The organism is Alkalihalobacterium chitinilyticum, assembly GCF_029028005.1.
Lineage (GTDB): Bacteria > Bacillota > Bacilli > Bacillales > Bacillaceae_F > Alkalihalobacterium > Alkalihalobacterium chitinilyticum.
The window spans coordinates 72,637-90,413 of the sequence record NZ_JAOTPO010000001.1; the positions used below are offsets into that span (position 1 = coordinate 72,637).

Annotated in this window: 22 protein-coding genes and 1 riboswitch; of the genes, 12 read left to right on the plus strand and 10 right to left on the minus strand. The window is 36.2% G+C overall.

The annotated features are described in order from the left end of the window. Positions 1-32 precede the first annotated feature (32 nt). The 3 genes from N7Z68_RS00330 (at position 33) to N7Z68_RS00340 (ending at position 2,979) form a co-directional block, all read left to right on the plus strand. Positions 33-962: a glycine betaine ABC transporter substrate-binding protein gene (locus N7Z68_RS00330; RefSeq protein ID WP_275116460.1), complete on the plus strand. Its 930-nt coding sequence runs from the start codon at positions 33-35 to the stop codon at positions 960-962. Between the two features lie 288 nt (positions 963-1,250). Further along, entirely contained in the window at positions 1,251-1,580 is a 330-nt protein-coding gene (locus N7Z68_RS00335) for a DUF5658 family protein (protein ID WP_275116461.1), read from the plus strand. A gap of 214 nt (positions 1,581-1,794) precedes the next feature. Continuing rightward, complete coding sequence (locus N7Z68_RS00340; protein ID WP_275116462.1) at positions 1,795-2,979, plus strand: class I SAM-dependent rRNA methyltransferase; 1,185 nt, start codon at positions 1,795-1,797, stop codon at positions 2,977-2,979. Between the two features lie 283 nt (positions 2,980-3,262). Here N7Z68_RS00340 and N7Z68_RS00345 read toward each other — a convergent pair whose 3' ends face one another. Then, the gene (locus tag N7Z68_RS00345; RefSeq protein WP_275116463.1) at positions 3,263-3,979 is read right to left on the minus strand and encodes a YebC/PmpR family DNA-binding transcriptional regulator; all 717 of its coding nucleotides are present in this window, start codon (positions 3,977-3,979) and stop codon (positions 3,263-3,265) included. A gap of 222 nt (positions 3,980-4,201) precedes the next feature. On the opposite strand from N7Z68_RS00345, the gene N7Z68_RS00350 reads away from it, so the two are divergent. After that, positions 4,202-5,407 (plus strand): MFS transporter, encoded by a 1,206-nt coding sequence (locus N7Z68_RS00350; protein WP_275116464.1) that lies wholly within the window; start codon positions 4,202-4,204, stop codon positions 5,405-5,407. Positions 5,408-5,508: 101 nt separating this feature from the next. Here the strand turns inward: N7Z68_RS00350 and kapD are convergent, their stop codons facing one another. After that, positions 5,509-6,123, minus strand: coding sequence for a 3'-5' exonuclease KapD (kapD, locus tag N7Z68_RS00355; protein ID WP_275116465.1), 615 nt, complete (start codon positions 6,121-6,123; stop codon positions 5,509-5,511). Between the two features lie 287 nt (positions 6,124-6,410). On the opposite strand from kapD, the gene N7Z68_RS00360 reads away from it, so the two are divergent. From N7Z68_RS00360 to N7Z68_RS00375, 4 genes are all read left to right on the plus strand, one after another. Further along, positions 6,411-6,992, plus strand: coding sequence for a hypothetical protein (locus tag N7Z68_RS00360; RefSeq protein WP_275116466.1), 582 nt, complete (start codon positions 6,411-6,413; stop codon positions 6,990-6,992). Between the two features lie 133 nt (positions 6,993-7,125). Beyond that, positions 7,126-7,275: a hypothetical protein gene (locus tag N7Z68_RS00365; RefSeq protein WP_275116467.1), complete on the plus strand. Its 150-nt coding sequence runs from the start codon at positions 7,126-7,128 to the stop codon at positions 7,273-7,275. A gap of 179 nt (positions 7,276-7,454) precedes the next feature. After that, positions 7,455-7,697: a membrane protein insertion efficiency factor YidD gene (gene yidD / locus N7Z68_RS00370; protein WP_275116468.1), complete on the plus strand. Its 243-nt coding sequence runs from the start codon at positions 7,455-7,457 to the stop codon at positions 7,695-7,697. 5 nt (positions 7,698-7,702) lie between these two features. Further along, a complete protein-coding gene (locus N7Z68_RS00375) occupies positions 7,703-7,957 on the plus strand; it encodes a hypothetical protein (RefSeq protein WP_275116469.1) in 255 nt (84 codons plus the stop codon). A 102-nt stretch (positions 7,958-8,059) separates the two neighbouring features. Here the strand turns inward: N7Z68_RS00375 and N7Z68_RS00380 are convergent, their stop codons facing one another. After that, the gene (locus N7Z68_RS00380) at positions 8,060-9,031 is read right to left on the minus strand and encodes a YbgA family protein (protein WP_275116470.1); all 972 of its coding nucleotides are present in this window, start codon (positions 9,029-9,031) and stop codon (positions 8,060-8,062) included. 361 nt (positions 9,032-9,392) lie between these two features. Here N7Z68_RS00380 and N7Z68_RS00385 point away from each other — a divergent pair, with 361 nt between their 5' ends. Then, the gene (locus N7Z68_RS00385; RefSeq protein WP_275116471.1) at positions 9,393-9,956 is read left to right on the plus strand and encodes a hypothetical protein; all 564 of its coding nucleotides are present in this window, start codon (positions 9,393-9,395) and stop codon (positions 9,954-9,956) included. Between the two features lie 59 nt (positions 9,957-10,015). Here the strand turns inward: N7Z68_RS00385 and N7Z68_RS00390 are convergent, their stop codons facing one another. After that, positions 10,016-10,732 (minus strand): YhcN/YlaJ family sporulation lipoprotein, encoded by a 717-nt coding sequence (locus tag N7Z68_RS00390; RefSeq protein WP_275116472.1) that lies wholly within the window; start codon positions 10,730-10,732, stop codon positions 10,016-10,018. Between the two features lie 295 nt (positions 10,733-11,027). Between N7Z68_RS00390 and N7Z68_RS00395 the strand changes: the two genes are divergently transcribed. Next, positions 11,028-11,189 carry an aspartyl-phosphate phosphatase Spo0E family protein gene (locus N7Z68_RS00395; protein WP_275116473.1) on the plus strand — a complete coding sequence of 54 codons (162 nt, stop codon included), beginning with the start codon at positions 11,028-11,030 and terminating at the stop codon, positions 11,187-11,189. A gap of 131 nt (positions 11,190-11,320) precedes the next feature. Beyond that, positions 11,321-11,497 (plus strand): hypothetical protein, encoded by a 177-nt coding sequence (locus tag N7Z68_RS00400; RefSeq protein ID WP_275116474.1) that lies wholly within the window; start codon positions 11,321-11,323, stop codon positions 11,495-11,497. A gap of 108 nt (positions 11,498-11,605) precedes the next feature. On the opposite strand, the gene N7Z68_RS00405 is transcribed toward N7Z68_RS00400, so the two are convergent. Beyond that, complete coding sequence (locus N7Z68_RS00405) at positions 11,606-12,199, minus strand: YhcN/YlaJ family sporulation lipoprotein (RefSeq protein WP_275116475.1); 594 nt, start codon at positions 12,197-12,199, stop codon at positions 11,606-11,608. Positions 12,200-12,492: 293 nt separating this feature from the next. Then, a riboswitch (Lysine riboswitch) is annotated at positions 12,493-12,673 on the plus strand. Positions 12,674-12,780: 107 nt separating this feature from the next. Here N7Z68_RS00405 and dapA point away from each other — a divergent pair. Further along, on the plus strand, positions 12,781-13,668 hold the full coding sequence (gene dapA / locus N7Z68_RS00410) for a 4-hydroxy-tetrahydrodipicolinate synthase (protein ID WP_275116476.1): 888 nt from the start codon (positions 12,781-12,783) through the stop codon (positions 13,666-13,668). A gap of 74 nt (positions 13,669-13,742) precedes the next feature. On the opposite strand, the gene N7Z68_RS00415 is transcribed toward dapA, so the two are convergent. From N7Z68_RS00415 to N7Z68_RS00435, 5 genes are all read right to left on the minus strand, one after another. After that, on the minus strand, positions 13,743-14,684 hold the full coding sequence (locus tag N7Z68_RS00415; RefSeq protein WP_275116477.1) for a DMT family transporter: 942 nt from the start codon (positions 14,682-14,684) through the stop codon (positions 13,743-13,745). 15 nt (positions 14,685-14,699) lie between these two features. Beyond that, entirely contained in the window at positions 14,700-16,082 is a 1,383-nt protein-coding gene (locus tag N7Z68_RS00420; RefSeq protein ID WP_275116478.1) for a hypothetical protein, read from the minus strand. Between the two features lie 56 nt (positions 16,083-16,138). Continuing rightward, positions 16,139-16,318, minus strand: coding sequence for a hypothetical protein (locus N7Z68_RS00425; protein ID WP_275116479.1), 180 nt, complete (start codon positions 16,316-16,318; stop codon positions 16,139-16,141). A 68-nt stretch (positions 16,319-16,386) separates the two neighbouring features. Then, positions 16,387-16,740, minus strand: a complete 354-nt coding sequence (locus tag N7Z68_RS00430) for a hypothetical protein (RefSeq protein ID WP_275116480.1) — start codon at positions 16,738-16,740, stop codon at positions 16,387-16,389. A gap of 167 nt (positions 16,741-16,907) precedes the next feature. After that, positions 16,908-17,675, minus strand: a complete 768-nt coding sequence (locus tag N7Z68_RS00435; protein WP_275116481.1) for an NRDE family protein — start codon at positions 17,673-17,675, stop codon at positions 16,908-16,910. Positions 17,676-17,777 lie beyond the last annotated feature (102 nt).

Sequence of the window (17,777 nt, forward strand, 5' to 3'; positions counted from 1 at the left end):
GACATAGATAAAAACAAAAGGAGAGGGTCAAAATGAAAAAATATTTAAAAAGGTTAGGAATAGCTACTGGTCTATCTTTAACATTAGTAGCTGCGGGGTGCGGTTCAGAAGATGCTAGTCAAGAAGCACCAACTGGCGACAGCAATGATGATGCTGTAACAGAAGAAGTATCTGTAGGAGAGCAACTAGACTTTACAATTACAGGAATTGATGCAGGTGCTGGTATTATGGCAGCAACAGAAAACGCAATTGAAACTTATGGTTTAGATGACTATCAATTACAACCTAGTTCTGGTGCAGCGATGACTAGTGCACTAGATGCTGCCATTGAAAGAGAAGAAGCTATTGTTGTAACAGGTTGGACACCCCATTGGAAGTTTGCTGCATATGATTTAAAATACTTAGAAGATCCTGAAGGTGTATTCGGTGCAGCCGAAAGCATCCACACGATCGTTCGTGAAGGTTTAGATGCTGACTTACCTGAAGCGTACCAAGTATTAGATAACTTCTACTGGACACCTGATCACATGGGAGAAATCATGGTTGAAGTGAACGAAGGTGCTGAACCTGCAGATGCAGCTGCTGCTTGGATCGAAGGTAATCAAGACATCGTTTCTGAGTGGACAAATGGTGTTGATGCAGTTGATGGCGAAGCGATTACACTAGCATTTGTAGCATGGGATTCTGAAATTGCTTCAACACACATGATTGGTGCCGTTCTTGAATCAATTGGTTATGATGTAACATTAATGTCAATGGAACCAGGTCCAATGTTTACAGCAGTTGCAACAGGTAGTGCAGATGCTATGGTAGCAGCATGGCTTCCAGCAACTCATGAGTCTTACTACGAAGACTTCAAAGAAGACTTTGTTGATCTTGGTGCAAACTTAGACGGCGCAAAAATTGGTCTAGTTGTTCCAGCATACATGGATATTGACTCAATTGAAGACTTAAAGAACTAAATTCGTACGATAAAAACTATTATGAATTTACCTTAAGAGGCTGGCTTAGAGTCAGCCTCTTTTTTTGCTCTAAAGAAATATCTTATTTTCTGCGAAAATATTTACATATCGAAATTATTTATTATGAAATTGGGCATAGATATTATAAATCGTAAAAAGCTGAAGTAATAGGTCATATGGACTAATGTTTACTATGCGATTGTTTTTTCTTCCTTCTCTTTCCCCTTTATTGTATTCTTAATAAAGAACAACATTCTTTATTAAGAACGGTGTAGGAGGTTATTTCACGTGCTTGAACATATCCATAAACATCGAAAGCCATACCTCATAACCTTTTGTCTCTTACTATTGTCACTTGCTGATGCGATTTTTACCGATTTCGGTTTACGTCACGCTGTTATTACAGAACTCAATCCCATTATGAATTCAGTCTACCACACAAGTATCTCTTTATTTTATGTTTTAAAAATCATACTGCCTGTAATGTTACTCATTTTCATCCCCTATGCCTTTTCTAATCGTTTAGTCAAACGAACATTAACTTTTGCACTCCTAATTTACTTTGGAGTATTTATTTATCATGTTGGGTGGGCCTCTTATGTTTTTTACGTATTGTGATTACATTGTGTAATATAAAGTACTAACCTTTATACTTTAACCTCCCCATCTTCAATACTATTTTTCATGTAAGGACATCACCCTGCTACCATGTGCCCTTTATTGTAAATGAACATACAATTATGTATGATAGACAAGATAATACATATCGTGAACTTCTAACAGTTTCTATACTGAACAAGTTCAATCACCAGGAAAAATTGGAGTTGAGAATGTGGCAAAAGTAGTTTTAAATCGCAAACGAAGAAAACGACTAGAACAAGGACACCCATGGGTTTATCAGAGTGAGGTCGCTTCTATTGAAGGGGACTACCAACCAGGAGATATCGTTGATGTCTATAATCATCAAAATTTCTTTTTAGCAAAAGGTTTTATTAATCCGAATTCGCAAATGATTGTTCGCATTCTGTCTTATGAAAAAGACGAAGCTATTGATCAAGCGTTTTTTTATCGAAAAGTCAAAAAAGCTTGGTCACATCGTGAACGCTTTGTTCCAAATGTACGTTCTTGCCGTGCGATCTATGGCGAAGCGGACTTTTTACCAGGGTTAATAGTTGATAAATATGAAGACACTTTAGTCGTTCAAAATATGGCTCTAGGTATGGAAGTACGAAAAGAGCTTATATTAGAGGCTTTACTAGAGGTATTTAGTCCAAAAGCAATTTACTTAAGAAACGATGTATACGTTAGAGAATTGGAAGGTTTAGAACAAGAAAAAGGATTTTGGTACGGAGAAGGACCTACTGAGATTGAAATTGAAGAAAACGGTGTGAAATATATTGCTGATATTGAAGGCGGCCAAAAAACAGGCTTCTTCTTTGACCAACGTCAAAATCGTGCAGCGATCAAACCGCTTATTACTTCAGAATCAACAGTTCTCGATTGTTTTACTCACACTGGCTCTTTTATGTTAAATGCGTGTAAGTATGGCGCTAAGCACGTTACTGCCGTCGATATCTCAGATCATGCAATTGCAACAGCAAAGCAAAATGCAAGTCTTAATGGCTTTTCTAATGTAGATTTTGTTGTTGCTAATGCCTTTGATTACTTACGTGATGAAGTTCAAAAAGGAACCGAGTTTGACGTAGTCATCATCGATCCACCGGCATTTGCAAAATCGCGTCATGCTGTAAAAAAAGCATTACGAGGCTATAAAGACGTCAACTTAAATGGTTTAAAACTTGTTCGTGATGGAGGATATTTTGTTACCGCCAGTTGCTCGTTTCATGTCCATGGGCATATGTTTGAAGAAATGGTCCAAGAAGCAGCATTTGATGCACGCAAAGTTCTCCGTCAAATTCATTGGAGCGGCGCAGGTTATGATCACCCTAAACTGCTTAGTGCGGAAGAAGGCGATTACTTAAAGTTTGCAATTTATGAAGTAAATGATCGTGGCTAAACAGAACTAATAATATTACGACAAATTTTTTAGCTCGATTATCCCTCTCCATTGGATAATCGGGTTTTTTATTGGTTAGGCGTGATGTGTACTGTTTGTTTTTAATTTCCGATTCACTTTCTCCTTTTATCGTAAGGTAGGTCCCGCTTCTCTCTTTTTAAAATAATCGTTATAATACTCAGTTTTCATAGCACACATTAAAATATTTTCTAACAAAAAAGCTCCCCTCCTGTATGAAACGGATAATCATCATACAGAAAAGCAAGCTTTTTAGTTTTATTTATTAACCAAAATCAACATTGTGATACACTTGACCCACATCTTCTAAGTCTTCTAGAGCATCCAATAATTTTTCGAATTGTTCTTGTGCATCTTCTGGAAGCGTAATGTCATTTTGTGCTAGCATCGTTAGTTCAGCAACATTGAATTCTGTAATACCGTTATTTATAAACGCTTCCTGCACTTCATGGAACTGATCTGGTTCAGCGTAAACAATAACTGTTTCATCTTCTTCCAAAATATCTCGTGGATCGATATCCGCTTCCATTAATAGCTCTAACACTTCATCGGCAGTTTTTCCTTCAACACCGATAACAGTCGTTGCATCAAACATATAAGATACCGAACCACTAACACCCATATTTCCACCATTTTTTTTGAAAGCAGCACGCACTTCAGCTGCTGTACGGTTCACGTTATTTGTTAGCGCGTCGACGATAATCATTGACCCGTTTGGTCCAAAACCTTCATAACGTAATTCATCGTAACTTTCCTCTGAACCACCTTTTGCTTTTTCAATCGCTCGATCAATAATTGTCTTCGGTACACTATATGTTTTTGCACGCTCAAGGACTACTTTTAAAGCTTGGTTAGATTCTGGATCAGGCTCACCTTGTTTTGCAGCCACGTAAATTTCACGACCAAACTTTGCATAAACACGACTCGTATTTTTGTCTTTAGCCGCTTTTTTCTCTTTAATGTTATTCCATTTACGACCCATAATGAACACTCACTTTCAAGTTTTAAAATCTACGTTGTCTATTATACATTATAATTGCCATTTGGTTAACTAGGTTAATTAGGGTTACCTCACCATATTAATTTTAAGAATTAAACTACTGTCCACTCACTCAATCAACCGTTTTTTTCCAATTTTATATCATATCTATTAAACTCTCTTCCTATTTATAATATAATGAACACTAGGAGAGGTGGTACGAGCATGAATCCGTATAAAATACTTTGGTTACTTTCAATCGCTCAATTCTTAGCGATGCAAGTCTGGTTTAATTTTTCTGCAGTACTCCCAGTCGTAGAAAGTGAATGGGGATTAACTTCAACACAATCGGGTGTTATCATCGCTTGTTTCCACCTCGGTTATGTCATTGCTATCCTTTTTTATAGCTTTATGAGTGATAAGTATGATCCAAAACAATCTTTTGTTTATGGAGCTTTAATTGCTGGAACAGCTGGAATTTTACTGAGCTTCTTTGCCCAAGGTTTTTGGTCTACTCTCATTTTACGAACAATAAGCGGAATTGGAATTGCAGGAATTTATGTACCTGGCATGCGAATTATATCGCAATTATTTCCTTCTTATGAAAGAGGTAAGGCACTTGGAGTCTTTGTAGGTTCATTAGTTGTTGGGTCGGGGTTTTCCTTACTCATCTCCGGGTTGTTTATTGAAATGATAGGATGGCAAGGTGTTGTATTTATTACTTCTACATTTTGCTTAATCGCTAGCTTAATTGCGTTTTTTGTTAAAGTTCCACCAATGCCTTCTGGTAATGGAAGTGCTTTTGACTTGAAGAAAATAAAGAACGTATTTAAAAAACCTAACCTATTAGTGAATGGCGGTTATGCTGGACATTGTTGGGAGTTATATGCGATGTGGGCATGGATTGGACCTTTTCTCGTATACTACTTTCTCCAGCAAGGATTTGAACAAGAGGCTGCCATCCGCTTTGGTAACATTGCCGGTGCTTTAGTCATTATGATAGGCGGTATTGCTACATATATAGGCGGTAGAGTTTCAGATGCTATCGGCCGGGTGAGGGCTGCAACATTCTTTTTACTAATTAGTATCTTTTGTTCCATCGCCATTGGTTGGTCAGTCCAACTTCCAATCATACTTATGCTCCTACTAGCAGTCGTCTATGGTTTTACCATTGTGGCTGATTCTCCTATTTATAATGTATCCATAACGGAAGTATCTGACCCAGATGTAATTGCTCTGGCACTAGGAGTCCAATCTGTTCTAGGCTTTACGGTAACGATTTTTTCTCCAATTGTTTTTGGATATTTTCTTGATCAATTTAATTGGGGAATGGCATTTACGGTTATTGGAATTGTAACGATAATAGCCCCTATTTGTATGCTGCTTTTAGGCAGAATACAACATACAACAAAATTACATCAAGGGAATTAGAATAGAGGTTGTAAAGTTCTAAGATGAAACAGGTCTCTACGGATGGAAAAACCTACCTTTTGGTAGGTTTTTCTTTTCCTATATTCATCGTGCCCCTTTGGTTATGCAAGGTGGGATAATATTTTAGAGAAGTCAACACGATCTCCTAATGTTGGTTGTTTTGTAGGCTTCATATAGGCCTTATCCTTTTCGATGGCTTTAAAGACCTCATACGTTGTTAAGGCATCATCTAAGGCACGATGATGTTTACCAATACCTTTACTACCATATTCCTCAAGAACTCTCCATAGCCCGCTTTGATTTTTATGACCGAAAAACCGTTGATACTCTTTGGATAGATCACGCTCTCTTTCTTTTATCGGACATTCTATATTAGAGTAGCGGCAATTGTTACGTAACACCTTTATATCTTGATTACCCCAAGTAACGACCTTCGTTGGACCGAACGACATATACATGTTGAGCAACTCCACAAGGTGGGCAAGTGGTATACCTTGATCAACCTGCTCTTGTTGAATACCTAAAAAGCCAACACAACGTTCTGTTAGTTTTGGAAACAATACAGGCTTAACAAAAGACGAATATGTATCATATATTTTTTCGTCAATGACTGATACAACACCAACCTCAATAATTTCAGGACGAAACATACTTGGATTTCCCTTACTTTGGCTCATAGTAAATTCAAAATCAATAAATAAATGTTGTTGTGTCACGTAGATCCCCCCATTTATTTTTTTCTTTCATTTTATTGATGTGACTCGCCAGCGAATGTGTATAAAAAACGTTCTTGACTATTACTTACAATTTTAAAATTTTGATGAAACTCGTTTCTATCTTTTTATACGTAACCGTAGTACAATTGGTTTCATATTTTATTTTTTTCGATATAAAATAATCTTTTGCGTTGTTTGCGCTCGTTCGATTTCAAACGCCTAACACAAGTATTTAACGAACTTTCGACTATGGGTCTTTATGCAACTTTAATTTTGGAGTGAAAAACATGATTGAGATTGACAAAAAACAGCTGCAAATCCTAAGTAAAGCCTGCTTCAATTGCAGTGATTCATATTTTCAACCTGGACATTCTAGTTTACCTGTTATTGGTTGTTGCAGTTACAGTCCTGTAATCAGTCTTTATGAAATTAATCAAATGGTACAACAAACTGACCGTAATTTTTTTATTAATACAATTTATAAGAATGATAACTGTACCATTAATGACTTTAACATTATTATTCATGCGCATGTACATCCTCTTTTTGAAGAAGAAAACACCGATCAGCTCTCTTCCATTGAGCTATCTGATTTAAAATTAAGCTATTCGACCTGTCAATTTTTCGAAAGGAATAAAGGCTGTTCGCTCAAACCTTCCTATAAAAATGCAACCTGTCGATCGTTTATCTGCTCAACCATTGAAGATCAGTTGGACACTGAGCACCAAAAACATTTATCTGAATGGTCTCGAACGATACAACTGGAAACCAAAACGTTTAATGATATCCATCAAGCTATACTAAAAGAGAAAGGCTTATCGTTAACTAAAAATGTCGATACAGTACTCGATTACCTAGAAAACCTCTAAGACGAAAATGAATTTTATAAATTTTCTGCCTATTTTAATCAAATTCAGTTGACCAACGACCACTATCTGTTATAGTATAGAGATAAGAAAAAAATCTGTTATAAAACAGATTGAAATTAGGAGGCGGTTGTTAATGTGTCAAACTGAAAAATATCGTCATGTATGGTTTCTTTATTTATCTAACTGTGAAAAATACGGGATTGAAAGTAAATTAGACTTTTATCAGTTTGTGAATTCAATGACCGTAGATCAAATTGAACAATTATTTGAACAATCACAATAAACTCAATACAAGGAAGGTAATTTATGGAGGTTAGCGCATGAAGGATGATGTTAGTGCTGTCATAGTTCAAGTATAGAAAATGTCTGTTTCAATCAGAATCGAAACAGACGTTTTTTTATTTTGGTTAAGTTCTTATGATAAGATAAACATAAATAAAGAGAACGGGGAGATTACTACAAATGAAAAGGCTGTTACTGGGGATTATATACTTATATCAAAAAATCATTTCGCCACTAAAACCACCTACCTGCCGCTTTCATCCATCTTGTTCCCATTACGGCTTTGAAGCGATTAAACGATTTGGGGCTATTAAAGGAAGCTGGTTGACGCTAAAAAGGATATTAAAGTGTCATCCGTTTCATCCAGGTGGATTTGACCCTGTCCCAGAAAAAGAAACCAAGACAAAAAATCAAACGAGGTGAATCTTTTGAGTTATAATCATGATATCGACTACGATCGAGATGGCGATCGTGAAGATGAACTAACAGAAACACAAATCGTGAATTTGCTCAAGTCGAGTTTACAGCAAGAAGAAGAAATGTTGAAAACGTACACGATTTTAGCAGAGCGAATCCATGATAATGATGTATTAAAAAATCGCTTAGAGAATTTTGCACAAGGAAATGCCAAACGTTCCCGTCAACTTGAAGAGGAAATCAAACAAAACGAGGAAAGCCATTAAGTGTAGCCGACTCTAATAGAGGTGCTAATCAAATTAGCACCTCTATCTTACTTACCTATCTGGCCTGACGAATTCATTGTCAATAATAAGATATCGTGGTCCTCAACTATAGTTTCTTCCTTTTCCTGAATCGCTTATTTCAACAAGCTCCTCAGGGTATGGCTCAAAAAAAGTTTGTTCGAGCATATACTCATTTTCAAATCGATACGCCCATGCTTTTAAAATACTCACAACGCTGCTAATAGGAAGTTTCTTTTCACGATACTTTTCTAATGTCGATAAAAAGTATTCCTTTTCTTTCACTGATAAATGAGGCGAAAAATAGCCGAATATCCGCTGGCATACATTGATGTTTGATGTGTAACGAGGTATTCTGCTAAAAAGCTGAAATAGTTCATCCTCATATAAACTAAACGTTTCTTCAATTGGTCTGTTATCTTTATTACTTAGAATTTGACCTAAAATCTTCAACCTTTTTTGGTTATAGGACATGAATAAATATTTATTTTTCTTATGAAAGTCATTGAGTTGATTTAGTTTTAAAAGTGACTTTACTTTTTTAAATTCGGTCGTCGTAAATAATTTCGTTAAATAGTGTTCTCTAATCTTAAAATTTTTTAGTCTTCCTTCATCTTCAATAGAGGATTTCGGATAATACTGTAGTACTTTTGCAGTGAAAGCACCACTGCCAGTTCGTACAGTTGGAGACTTCTCTAAGCCTGAATATACTTTTACATCTGTAATCCCACAACTTGGGGAACGATTTTTCAGAATAAATCCATCAACATCTTTTAATTCCTCTAAAAAACTATCTGCAAATTCTTCCATATGTGTCGTTAAGTCTTTTCCTGTTTTCGGTTGTACCAGGCGGTCTTTTTCACCTTCTGCCACGAGACGAATAACTTCTCGAGGTGTTCCTAAACCGATTTCCACTTCTGGACATACTGGAATGAATTCAACATACGGCTTTAAATTATGTACGGTTTGGTCCGTTAATTTATCTCCATTATAGCGGCAAGCAGAAAATTCAATACATTTACTGACCACCACTTTTGGCTTACAAAACTCTTTCATACATCCACCAACCCATTCTTAATTCATTCAATTCATTATACAACCTGCTGTCACAACTTTATTAGGTTATGTAATCTCAATTTTAAAATGCAAACCTTCACTTTGTAGCTTCTTGGGTGGCTACCTTTATGACCAAAGCAGCCCTATAGTAGTTTTTTCCCCTAAACAAAAATTCATGCTTTAAATTCTTTTAGTACTCATGTATAAAATTGTACTGGAAAAAGGATAATAATCGAAGAAGAAAATGACAGGCACTAAATTAAATATATACGATTTTTGGTCGAAGTCCAATGTAACGTCCGATCATTTTTCAAATGGATACTGTCAGATTATTTTCATCGCAAAGGAGATTTATTTACTTATGCAAAAACTTGCTATCTTAATTGTCCTAACTGTTACGATGCTTACGTTTACAGCTTGCCAAGATCGTCCTGAAGATATTACACAAAGTATAGAAAAACAACATATGCGTGGTGCAGACGGAATTGAACCCTTGCATCCTTCAAATAAAGATCAGAATAAAACAAGAAGAGATGTAACTGAGAACGCGGTTTCTTATGCTTCGGAATTTGGATATTATTTAAACCAATTATATGCTCACCTGGAGCCTTTAAATAATTTGTTTTATACAGAAAACCCAACAGAAACTGATGTTCACGAGGCTCGAGAACACGTTCAAAATGCACAGGATTGGAGTGAGTACATACTTAGTTTAGATACACCACCAGAGTTCGTAAATCTTTATATAGGACATAGTAGTACACTCCTGGAACTAGACTCTCTTATGAAAAGTTTAGAGGATATGGACTTAAATGATGAGGTTGACTTTAGAAGGGCTCGTTTATATTACGAAAACACCATTATTGCCGTAAAGTCGATGGAACGTGAATATAAAGGCGTACTCGAAGAACACGGGATCAAATAAAAAAAGTGCCAGGCACCTTCACTACATTAAAGCGGTGAAGGTGCCTGGCACCGGTTAAATTATTCATGTCTAGGGAAGACGTTTTTTCTGATTTCTGATAGTTGACCGCCAATTCCTTGGAACGGCTCGGCGATATCGTTTCCTTCAAGCACTGCACGAATTCGATTGACGTTTCTTCGATCTATAGCAATGCGCACTCGGTCTAGATCAACTACTTCGGAGAGTTCTTCCTCAACTTCTTGAATAAGCTTCGGTCGATTTTGTTCCGGTGATTCAATGCCAATAAGTAACACCCCTTCATGCGGGAGCACATAAACTTCATTGATATTTTCAATTGCCAACAATCTTTGTCGAATGGAATCATTAGTATCTAAAGTTTGAAGTTTTTCGTTATCCATTTGCTTATGTCTTAAATGTGGACGATCTCCAAGCACATACTTACCTCTAATTGTATTAGGAATATTATTGTAAATCCTTGCCCCACTTCGATTTGTACCTTGGGTTTTAAATCCTAAATTACGTTCGCTTGTATAGTACATATTATTTTGAGCAATCGGTTGTGCCCGATCAGTACGCCCCTTTGGTACACCATCAGGAACCATCATATCACTTAAAGGACCTTCATGATTTCTAGCTCGATTGGTTCCGAAACCACTAAATCCCTCTTCACGAAAATGGTTTGCGCCCATTGGGTGCTTCTGTTCCACAACGCCACATCCGGAGAACATCGCTAAGAGCAACATAAGCATGACGATAACCGAGGTTAGTTTTTTCATCATAATTCTCCTTTCTTGTTACTTATAAGTTGTGTACAATGAGTCGATTTCATGAGAAGAAGTTAGCGGAAATTGTTTCTTTACAAGAGAAAAACTTATAGAAGAAACCTCACTTTTTGTCGATTTGTTGTTTATTTTTAAAGTTCATGACTACTTTTAGGGAATGTATTTAATTATCACTAAAAATACGTATAATTGTCGTTGTGTGTAAAATAAATTCAAACTTTCTCACATATTAGCAATGAGACAATCGGTTTACACAAATTAATATTGATGAAAAAATGGAGTGGAAGAAATGTTATTGTATGCGATTGAACGAAAAAGAAGTCAGATGATCTTACTAGCTGAAAAATATGGCTATACTTCCGAGGCAACGGTTAGATGTAGTCAAGAGTTGGACAGGCTGTTGAACCTAGCGCAGCAAACGACCTGTATGAATGTGAAAATGGCCAAGTAGTTACCATTTATTGTTTACCTTTCACGGCTACTATTGTTATAATAAAAGCATCTTTACCACTATACTTATATAGTTTAACCCCTTTGTTTAAAAGAACATTCTTCTACTTCAATGTGTAAGGAGTTGTATCTGTGGATGGTGTAAAAATAGCTTGCCAGGAAATTCTTTTACGTCTTCAACTGATGGATGGTGTCAAAGTCTCTTATCAAACACAAGATGAGATCGAACGTATCATTAGAAGTACATACCATCTTGGATATGCAGATGGACAACTGGAAGCCGAGAAAAAACAAATAAAAATATCATAGCGGCTGATCGCAAACAAACGAAAAAGTGCCAGCATTACTTTTTACACTTAAAAGAAACAAATCGAAGTTCTTTCAAGGTAATGGGCAGTTCTGGCACTTTAGAAAAAATTAATTAATTATTCTAGCCCGTTCAAATGGACGTTGCAAAATTCTACCAAGGTCCCTCATAAAGTTTTCAGATTCTATACCTTCTTCATAAGGAGTTCCCTCTCTCAAGTTATAAAGTTGTCTTTGGAATTCAGAAAAACCTTGATCATCATGAATGACACGAACTTCCTCATCATTTGCGATAGCTGAATGTACTGTTTTTTTCACCTTGTTTTCTATCTCATCGTTCCACTCTTCTGTTGTATAAACACCTACTAAGACTATTCTTCCTTGAATATACACATGTGCGTCTTCAACTTCCTCTAATTGCAACAGTTGCTTCGTTAAAGGTCTGTTTCCATTATAAAATTCAATGTAATCCGCATTATCAGTTCTAGTGTTTGTCCCATGACCCGTATTTCTTCTCGAAGTAATAAGTTGTCTACTCATTAATGGGGTTCTCCCATCAACAGCCATTTCCGGATCTAGCTCTGGAACTTGTTGTTCTTCCAATATTCTTTGTTCATTTTGTTGCACCCCTGCTCCTGTACCACAAGCAGTTGATACAATAACTAAAACCCATAACGATAAAAAGCAGATACATACTTTTTTCACGGTACACTCCCCTTTCTTTTATTATCGTTTAATTTTTTTCAACATAATACCCCTGTAAACTATAGGAAATTGAAAAACGGTTGATCGGCATTATATTTGACATGAGCTCGCCTTAAAAAGCAAATGAATAGTACAATCGAATAAGTCGGTTTTGGTTGACTAGTCTAGAGATCGATGTGAATGTAGCTTTTTCGAAAACCTAAAAGAATTTTCGATTAACCATTGCAATCAATACTACAATTTGATAAGGTAGACACAACAACAAAAATGAATATTCTTTACTTCTAAATTGAAGTGAGGATAGAGGTGCAAAGACCATAAGTAAGCAATGCGAGGAGGATGAGCTCTTGTGAACATTGTTGAAAGGGGGATTTGCCGAAGTCTACGGTTCTCATACTAACCAAGGGCTGGTTCTGTATTGAAGAAATGCAGAACTGTCATATAGTACATACTATATGGAGGGCTATCTTACGCAAGGATAATGGTAATTGTCATTCCTAGCAACAATGAGCAGCTCTTCTCATTGTTGCTTTTTATTGTTATAAAATTTGTATTTTAAATGCACTAAGGGGGAAGCTAAAATGAATTTTGGAAAAGTTTTAACAGCAATGGTTACACCTTTTGACGTATATGGAAATCTCGATCTGCAAGCTACGGAGCAATTAGTAAATCACCTGATCGCCAATGGTTCGGACGGACTTGTTGTCGCAGGAACTACAGGTGAATCACCTACTTTAACTGCAACAGAAAAACTAACGCTTTTCAAACATGTAGTTGAGGTTGTAAACGGTCGAGTACCTGTCATTGCAGGAACAGGTTCTAACAATACAGCAACATCAATTGAACTAACAAAACAAGCAGAAGAAATTGGTGTGGATGGCATCATGCTCGTTGCCCCTTATTATAATAAACCATCTCAAGAAGGACTTTATCAACACTTCAAAGCGATTGCAGAGCAAACAAAATTGCCTGTTATGATCTATAACATCCCTGGGCGCAGCGCTGTTAATATCTCGGTAGAAACGACTGTCCGCTTATCGCATATTCCTAATATCGTTGCAACTAAAGAAGCAAGCGGAGATTTAGAAGCAATGGCAAAAATTATTAGTGAAACGGACAGCAACTTTAGTCTCTATAGTGGGGATGACAGTCTAACATTACCGATCTTATCAATTGGAGGTACAGGCATTGTTTCGGTTTCTGCACACATTCTCGGGAATGAAATGCAAAACATGGTAACAAGCTTCTTGAAAGGAAATGTATATGAAGCTGCAGAACAACATCGCACATTATTACCAGTAATGAAATCATTATTTACAGCACCTAGTCCATCACCTGTCAAAGCAGCGTTAAATATGAAAGGAATTACGGTAGGTTCAGTTCGTCTTCCTCTCGTTCCATTAACAGAAGAAGAAGAACAACAATTACGAACGACCATTTTCCCAGAAATTTCTTATAACGTTGGCTAAAAGTGATCAAATAGATGAGGAAACTATAACTAAACAACCCCGAGTTAACCTAATGAGGTAACTCGGGGTTTTCTTTAAACTGCCTTTTGCACTTTTCTCTTTTTCAATACTCGCCTCTTCACATATTCGTCAATGAATCCAGTCCCTAATAAAACACCGAGTACGATAAATACAAAACCAGTTAATTGTAGTAACGTTATTTGTTCGCCTAACCACAAAGCTGAAAAAACTAATCCAAAGAAAGGAACAAAATTATTAAATACTGCCGTCTGCCCAGCCCCAAGTCGATGGATCGCAGCATTAAACAAGAAATGACCTAAAGCTGTAGCGAAAATAGAAGAAACTAAAAATATACCCCAGATCCAACCGGTTTGTTCGATCATTTGGGATGTTCCTGCCGGCTCTGCAAATAAGCTGATAACAAATAAAAAACTGGAACCGACAACTAACATTACCGCTGTCATTACCCTTGAATCGATCGTATTTGTTCCTTTCTTAATGTATATAAAAGAAACCGCCTGAACGAACATCGCAATAAATATAGAGACATCTCCCACATTTATCGATGTGAAACTCTCTCCACTTTGTAAAATGATTGAAGCAACACCACAGAAAGCGAAAATAATACCCACAACCCGTAACCTCGATAATGAATCTTTTAACATGACAGAAGCCAAAATTGATGTTGTCAGAGGCAGTAATGCTAAAATTAATGCTGTATTAGATGCTGTTGTCGTTGTTAAACCCCATGCTAAGAAAAAATGGTGACCCGTCACTCCAAAAATTGTTGCTATAAAAATGTACTTCCATTCTACCTTTGTGAATTTCCTTAATTGTTTAATCAAGATACATACTGTAATTGCTACAACTCCTGCTAAGAATACTCGAAAAGACGTCATGGTAACGGTTGGAAAAACATCAACAAGCATTTTAATAAATACGACATTCATCCCCCAGATGACCATAACGAACATAAGCAATACGTATGTAAACATATTAGAGTTTGTGTTATTCAAAGTTGATCTCCCCTTTTAAATAAGCTGCAGCCAATGAAATAGATAGAGGAATAATGCTAATACAAACATACAAACAAAGACAAATTGACTGTTCTTTTTTGCAATATCAATTGATGAATAGTTCATTAATCCTGAGGCCATTAGAACCGATCCAGAAAAAGGTGACACTTGCGTTGCTAACGTCCAGGCAATCAACAAAAGTATCGCCATGAATTCAGAACTAACGGAAAAAAGTTGCGGTGACAGTGCACTACCTATCCCAATTACAATCACAACGGGATGTATCCCAAAAATCGATAAAAGAATCGCAAAACTTATAACGATTATAGCCATTACATAAATATACCCTTGAGAAACAGTTAAGATCATTTGAGAAACATGGGCTCCAATTTCTGTTAATGATAGTGCTGCACCAAAAAAACCCGCACTAATAAAAATAACAATTTCATTTTTCAAACGAGCAAAACATTGATTAATATAAGAAACTAGTTCCCGTATATAATCTTTGAACTGTCTTGAAAAAACGGCCCATAATATTGGATAAAAAAATCCGAGCAGAGACACAACCGTTAACATATTAACGGGCAGGATGAATTCTAATAGAAATGAACTTAAAAACAGCCCTAAACCAAACAACACTAATAAACGCAGGGACGGTAGCTCTTTTTCATGTTCTTTTTTCACACCCTTAGGCAGAACATGTTTTTCATCATGTTCAAATTCCAATCGAGGAAAGAAAATAATAGAAATCACTGCGTAAATCAATCCAATGGTTAGTCCAAATACCCCGATTGAACTCCATGACACATCGAAAAGAACTAACACAAGACCTACATTTACAAAATATGGAGACCAAAACATGCAAAACCCAAAGGCTCGAAGTAAGATCATTACCATTTTCTTTTTTAAAAAATTGGATAAACTTCCTTCGATAATTCGATGTACTAGAACCATCGAACCTAAATTAAGTATGGCACCCATCGTTGCTGTTAGTAGAAAACCTAGACGATAAGGATGCGAATTATTTTTCTTTTCCTGTTCCATTCGTTCAATACGGATTTTTAACGTTGTCAATAACCCAGCTAAAGAAATAAAAACCCCTATTAACGGTACGAGCAAAAAGAGGGATAATAAATTAATATTATAGCCAAACGCCAATAAGAAAGAAGTCGCATCCGTATCTGCCGTAAAAAAGACAGCCATTCCAATCGTTAATAATGGAATAGTAATGATAATACTGCTCTTCCTTACAAAAGGTAACGCAGCAAACAACAAAACGGCTGCTAATAAACTATACGACACACTCAATAGTAAACTAGAATAAAAGACTGATAATAGATACAAGGCAACTGTTAAAAAGCAGACCAAACCTATAATAGTATTCCACTTCATACTCATATATTCTGCTCCCTTACAACTGAAAAAAGCTGCATATGCAGCTTTACCTTTTAGGATTATAAAAATGTAAACAAAGAAAAGATAAATATAGCTATACAAGAAAAACCAATGGCAAAAAATATAGCAGCTAAGCGCTTTTTAGCCTTCATAATGAAGAAAAAACCTAGAGCACCAAACATCCCAGTTAATAGAAAAAAGCCAAACCCTAATAAAACAATCATCATTCCTGGATCCATATCTACAATCTCCTAACATTTCTTTCTCTATAATAACAAATATTTTAGTTTTTGTAACGAATTACGAATTATTTAAGTTCAAGCCTTTTTAAGATGATATCTATCGGTACACCATCTGACGTGTCAATATCACTAAAACTGACAGTTCTCAAGTCCCTTGTACCCACTTCTTTAGTTTGGTTAACTTGATGGTCTGTCTTTAGAATTCGAGTATCCCAATCTTCTCCCCAGGCTATATCGACCTTTTGTTTTTCAATACTCATTCGTTCTAAACCAGAAACCGCCATTCCTGTCTTCGCTTTTTCTTGAGCTGAAGTTAATTGTATAATAACCACACTCCAAACACCTACAAATAACACCGCTGCTAGAACTACTAAAAGTCGTTGTTTCATCAAGTCCATTAATACTACTCCCCTACTCATATATACCTCTTTTTATCTAGTATTCTTATATTATCATAGGTATATATTCTCTAACAGAAGGGTTTTAGACGTTTTTTTGACTTTTACTCCTGACTAGCGCCCTATTCATCAAGTTCTATATGCTTACATTCATTATTTTCACAGTAACTACCTATCCATTATTGAATCTATTTTCCTATTCGGAATAGGAAAACTTGATCTTCAAATGTTTTTTGACCTTGTACATAAGTACGTTCACAAAATGTTACTTGCTTTGACTTGCTAATCGTTATAACCGTCGAACATCTCGTTCCGTATGTCTCCATATTAATAAACATCGGTGATAATTGTTTTTCTAACTCAATACCTACCCCTGTTTCAGGTAATAATTGTTCTTCTGCTTTTTCGTCGTTTGTAAGACCATCTAATAACTCCCCAATGATATCCTCTTTCTCATTTTGAAGAGTTTTTTCTACTAATGTTCTCCCACGCTCAACTTTTGGCCATGATGTATTTAAAAAAGCATTGCTGACACTATGAATTCCAGGCTCAATTTTTTTAATGGTGTCTTGGCGATTTGAGTAATAAAAAAGATCGTCGACAGTACCACATAATAGATTAAATCCTAAATAATCAGCCCTGCGATCTCTTACCCTGTTTAAAAAGTCTCTTGCGGACGAGTCACTTTTTAAAAAATTTAGTACTAATTCTCCACGAGACTTTTCATCTTTCTTTTCTCGTACTTCACGATAGTTTGTAAGTGCAGCAAAACGCCCTTCTGTTGTAACACCAAGCCACGTTCCACCTTGCTCGAGGTCTTTTCCGGCAATGAGACCAGGTACCTCTTTCCAATAATCAGCTTTTGCTGTCGGCCTTATAAAGAATTCATCACGGTTCGCAGCTAAGATTAAATCGTATTGGTCGTGTGATTTATAAGCAAAATTAATTAAACACATTATATACACTCCTTGTAGGTAAAGGTAAAAGATTGGTATAATTTTTAGACATAGTATAGTATGAAACTTTATTTCACTCAAATCGTAAATACTAATACGAAT

Coding starts and splice junctions, on each gene's coding strand:
- N7Z68_RS00360 (WP_275116466.1), top strand. CDS start 6,411: ATGATTGAGATTGACAAAAAACAGCTGCAAATCCTAAGTAAAGCCTGC.
- N7Z68_RS00395 (WP_275116473.1), top strand. CDS start 11,028: ATGTTATTGTATGCGATTGAACGAAAAAGAAGTCAGATGATCTTACTA.
- N7Z68_RS00390 (WP_275116472.1), bottom strand. CDS start 10,732: ATGAAAAAACTAACCTCGGTTATCGTCATGCTTATGTTGCTCTTAGCG.
- N7Z68_RS00380 (WP_275116470.1), bottom strand. CDS start 9,031: ATGAAAGAGTTTTGTAAGCCAAAAGTGGTGGTCAGTAAATGTATTGAA.
- N7Z68_RS00435 (WP_275116481.1), bottom strand. CDS start 17,675: ATGTGTTTAATTAATTTTGCTTATAAATCACACGACCAATACGATTTA.
- N7Z68_RS00345 (WP_275116463.1), bottom strand. CDS start 3,979: ATGGGTCGTAAATGGAATAACATTAAAGAGAAAAAAGCGGCTAAAGAC.
- N7Z68_RS00385 (WP_275116471.1), top strand. CDS start 9,393: ATGCAAAAACTTGCTATCTTAATTGTCCTAACTGTTACGATGCTTACG.
- N7Z68_RS00425 (WP_275116479.1), bottom strand. CDS start 16,318: ATGGATCCAGGAATGATGATTGTTTTATTAGGGTTTGGCTTTTTTCTA.
- yidD (WP_275116468.1), top strand. CDS start 7,455: ATGAAAAGGCTGTTACTGGGGATTATATACTTATATCAAAAAATCATT.
- N7Z68_RS00430 (WP_275116480.1), bottom strand. CDS start 16,740: ATGAGTAGGGGAGTAGTATTAATGGACTTGATGAAACAACGACTTTTA.
- N7Z68_RS00330 (WP_275116460.1), top strand. CDS start 33: ATGAAAAAATATTTAAAAAGGTTAGGAATAGCTACTGGTCTATCTTTA.
- N7Z68_RS00365 (WP_275116467.1), top strand. CDS start 7,126: ATGTGTCAAACTGAAAAATATCGTCATGTATGGTTTCTTTATTTATCT.
- dapA (WP_275116476.1), top strand. CDS start 12,781: ATGAATTTTGGAAAAGTTTTAACAGCAATGGTTACACCTTTTGACGTA.
- N7Z68_RS00420 (WP_275116478.1), bottom strand. CDS start 16,082: ATGAGTATGAAGTGGAATACTATTATAGGTTTGGTCTGCTTTTTAACA.
- N7Z68_RS00350 (WP_275116464.1), top strand. CDS start 4,202: ATGAATCCGTATAAAATACTTTGGTTACTTTCAATCGCTCAATTCTTA.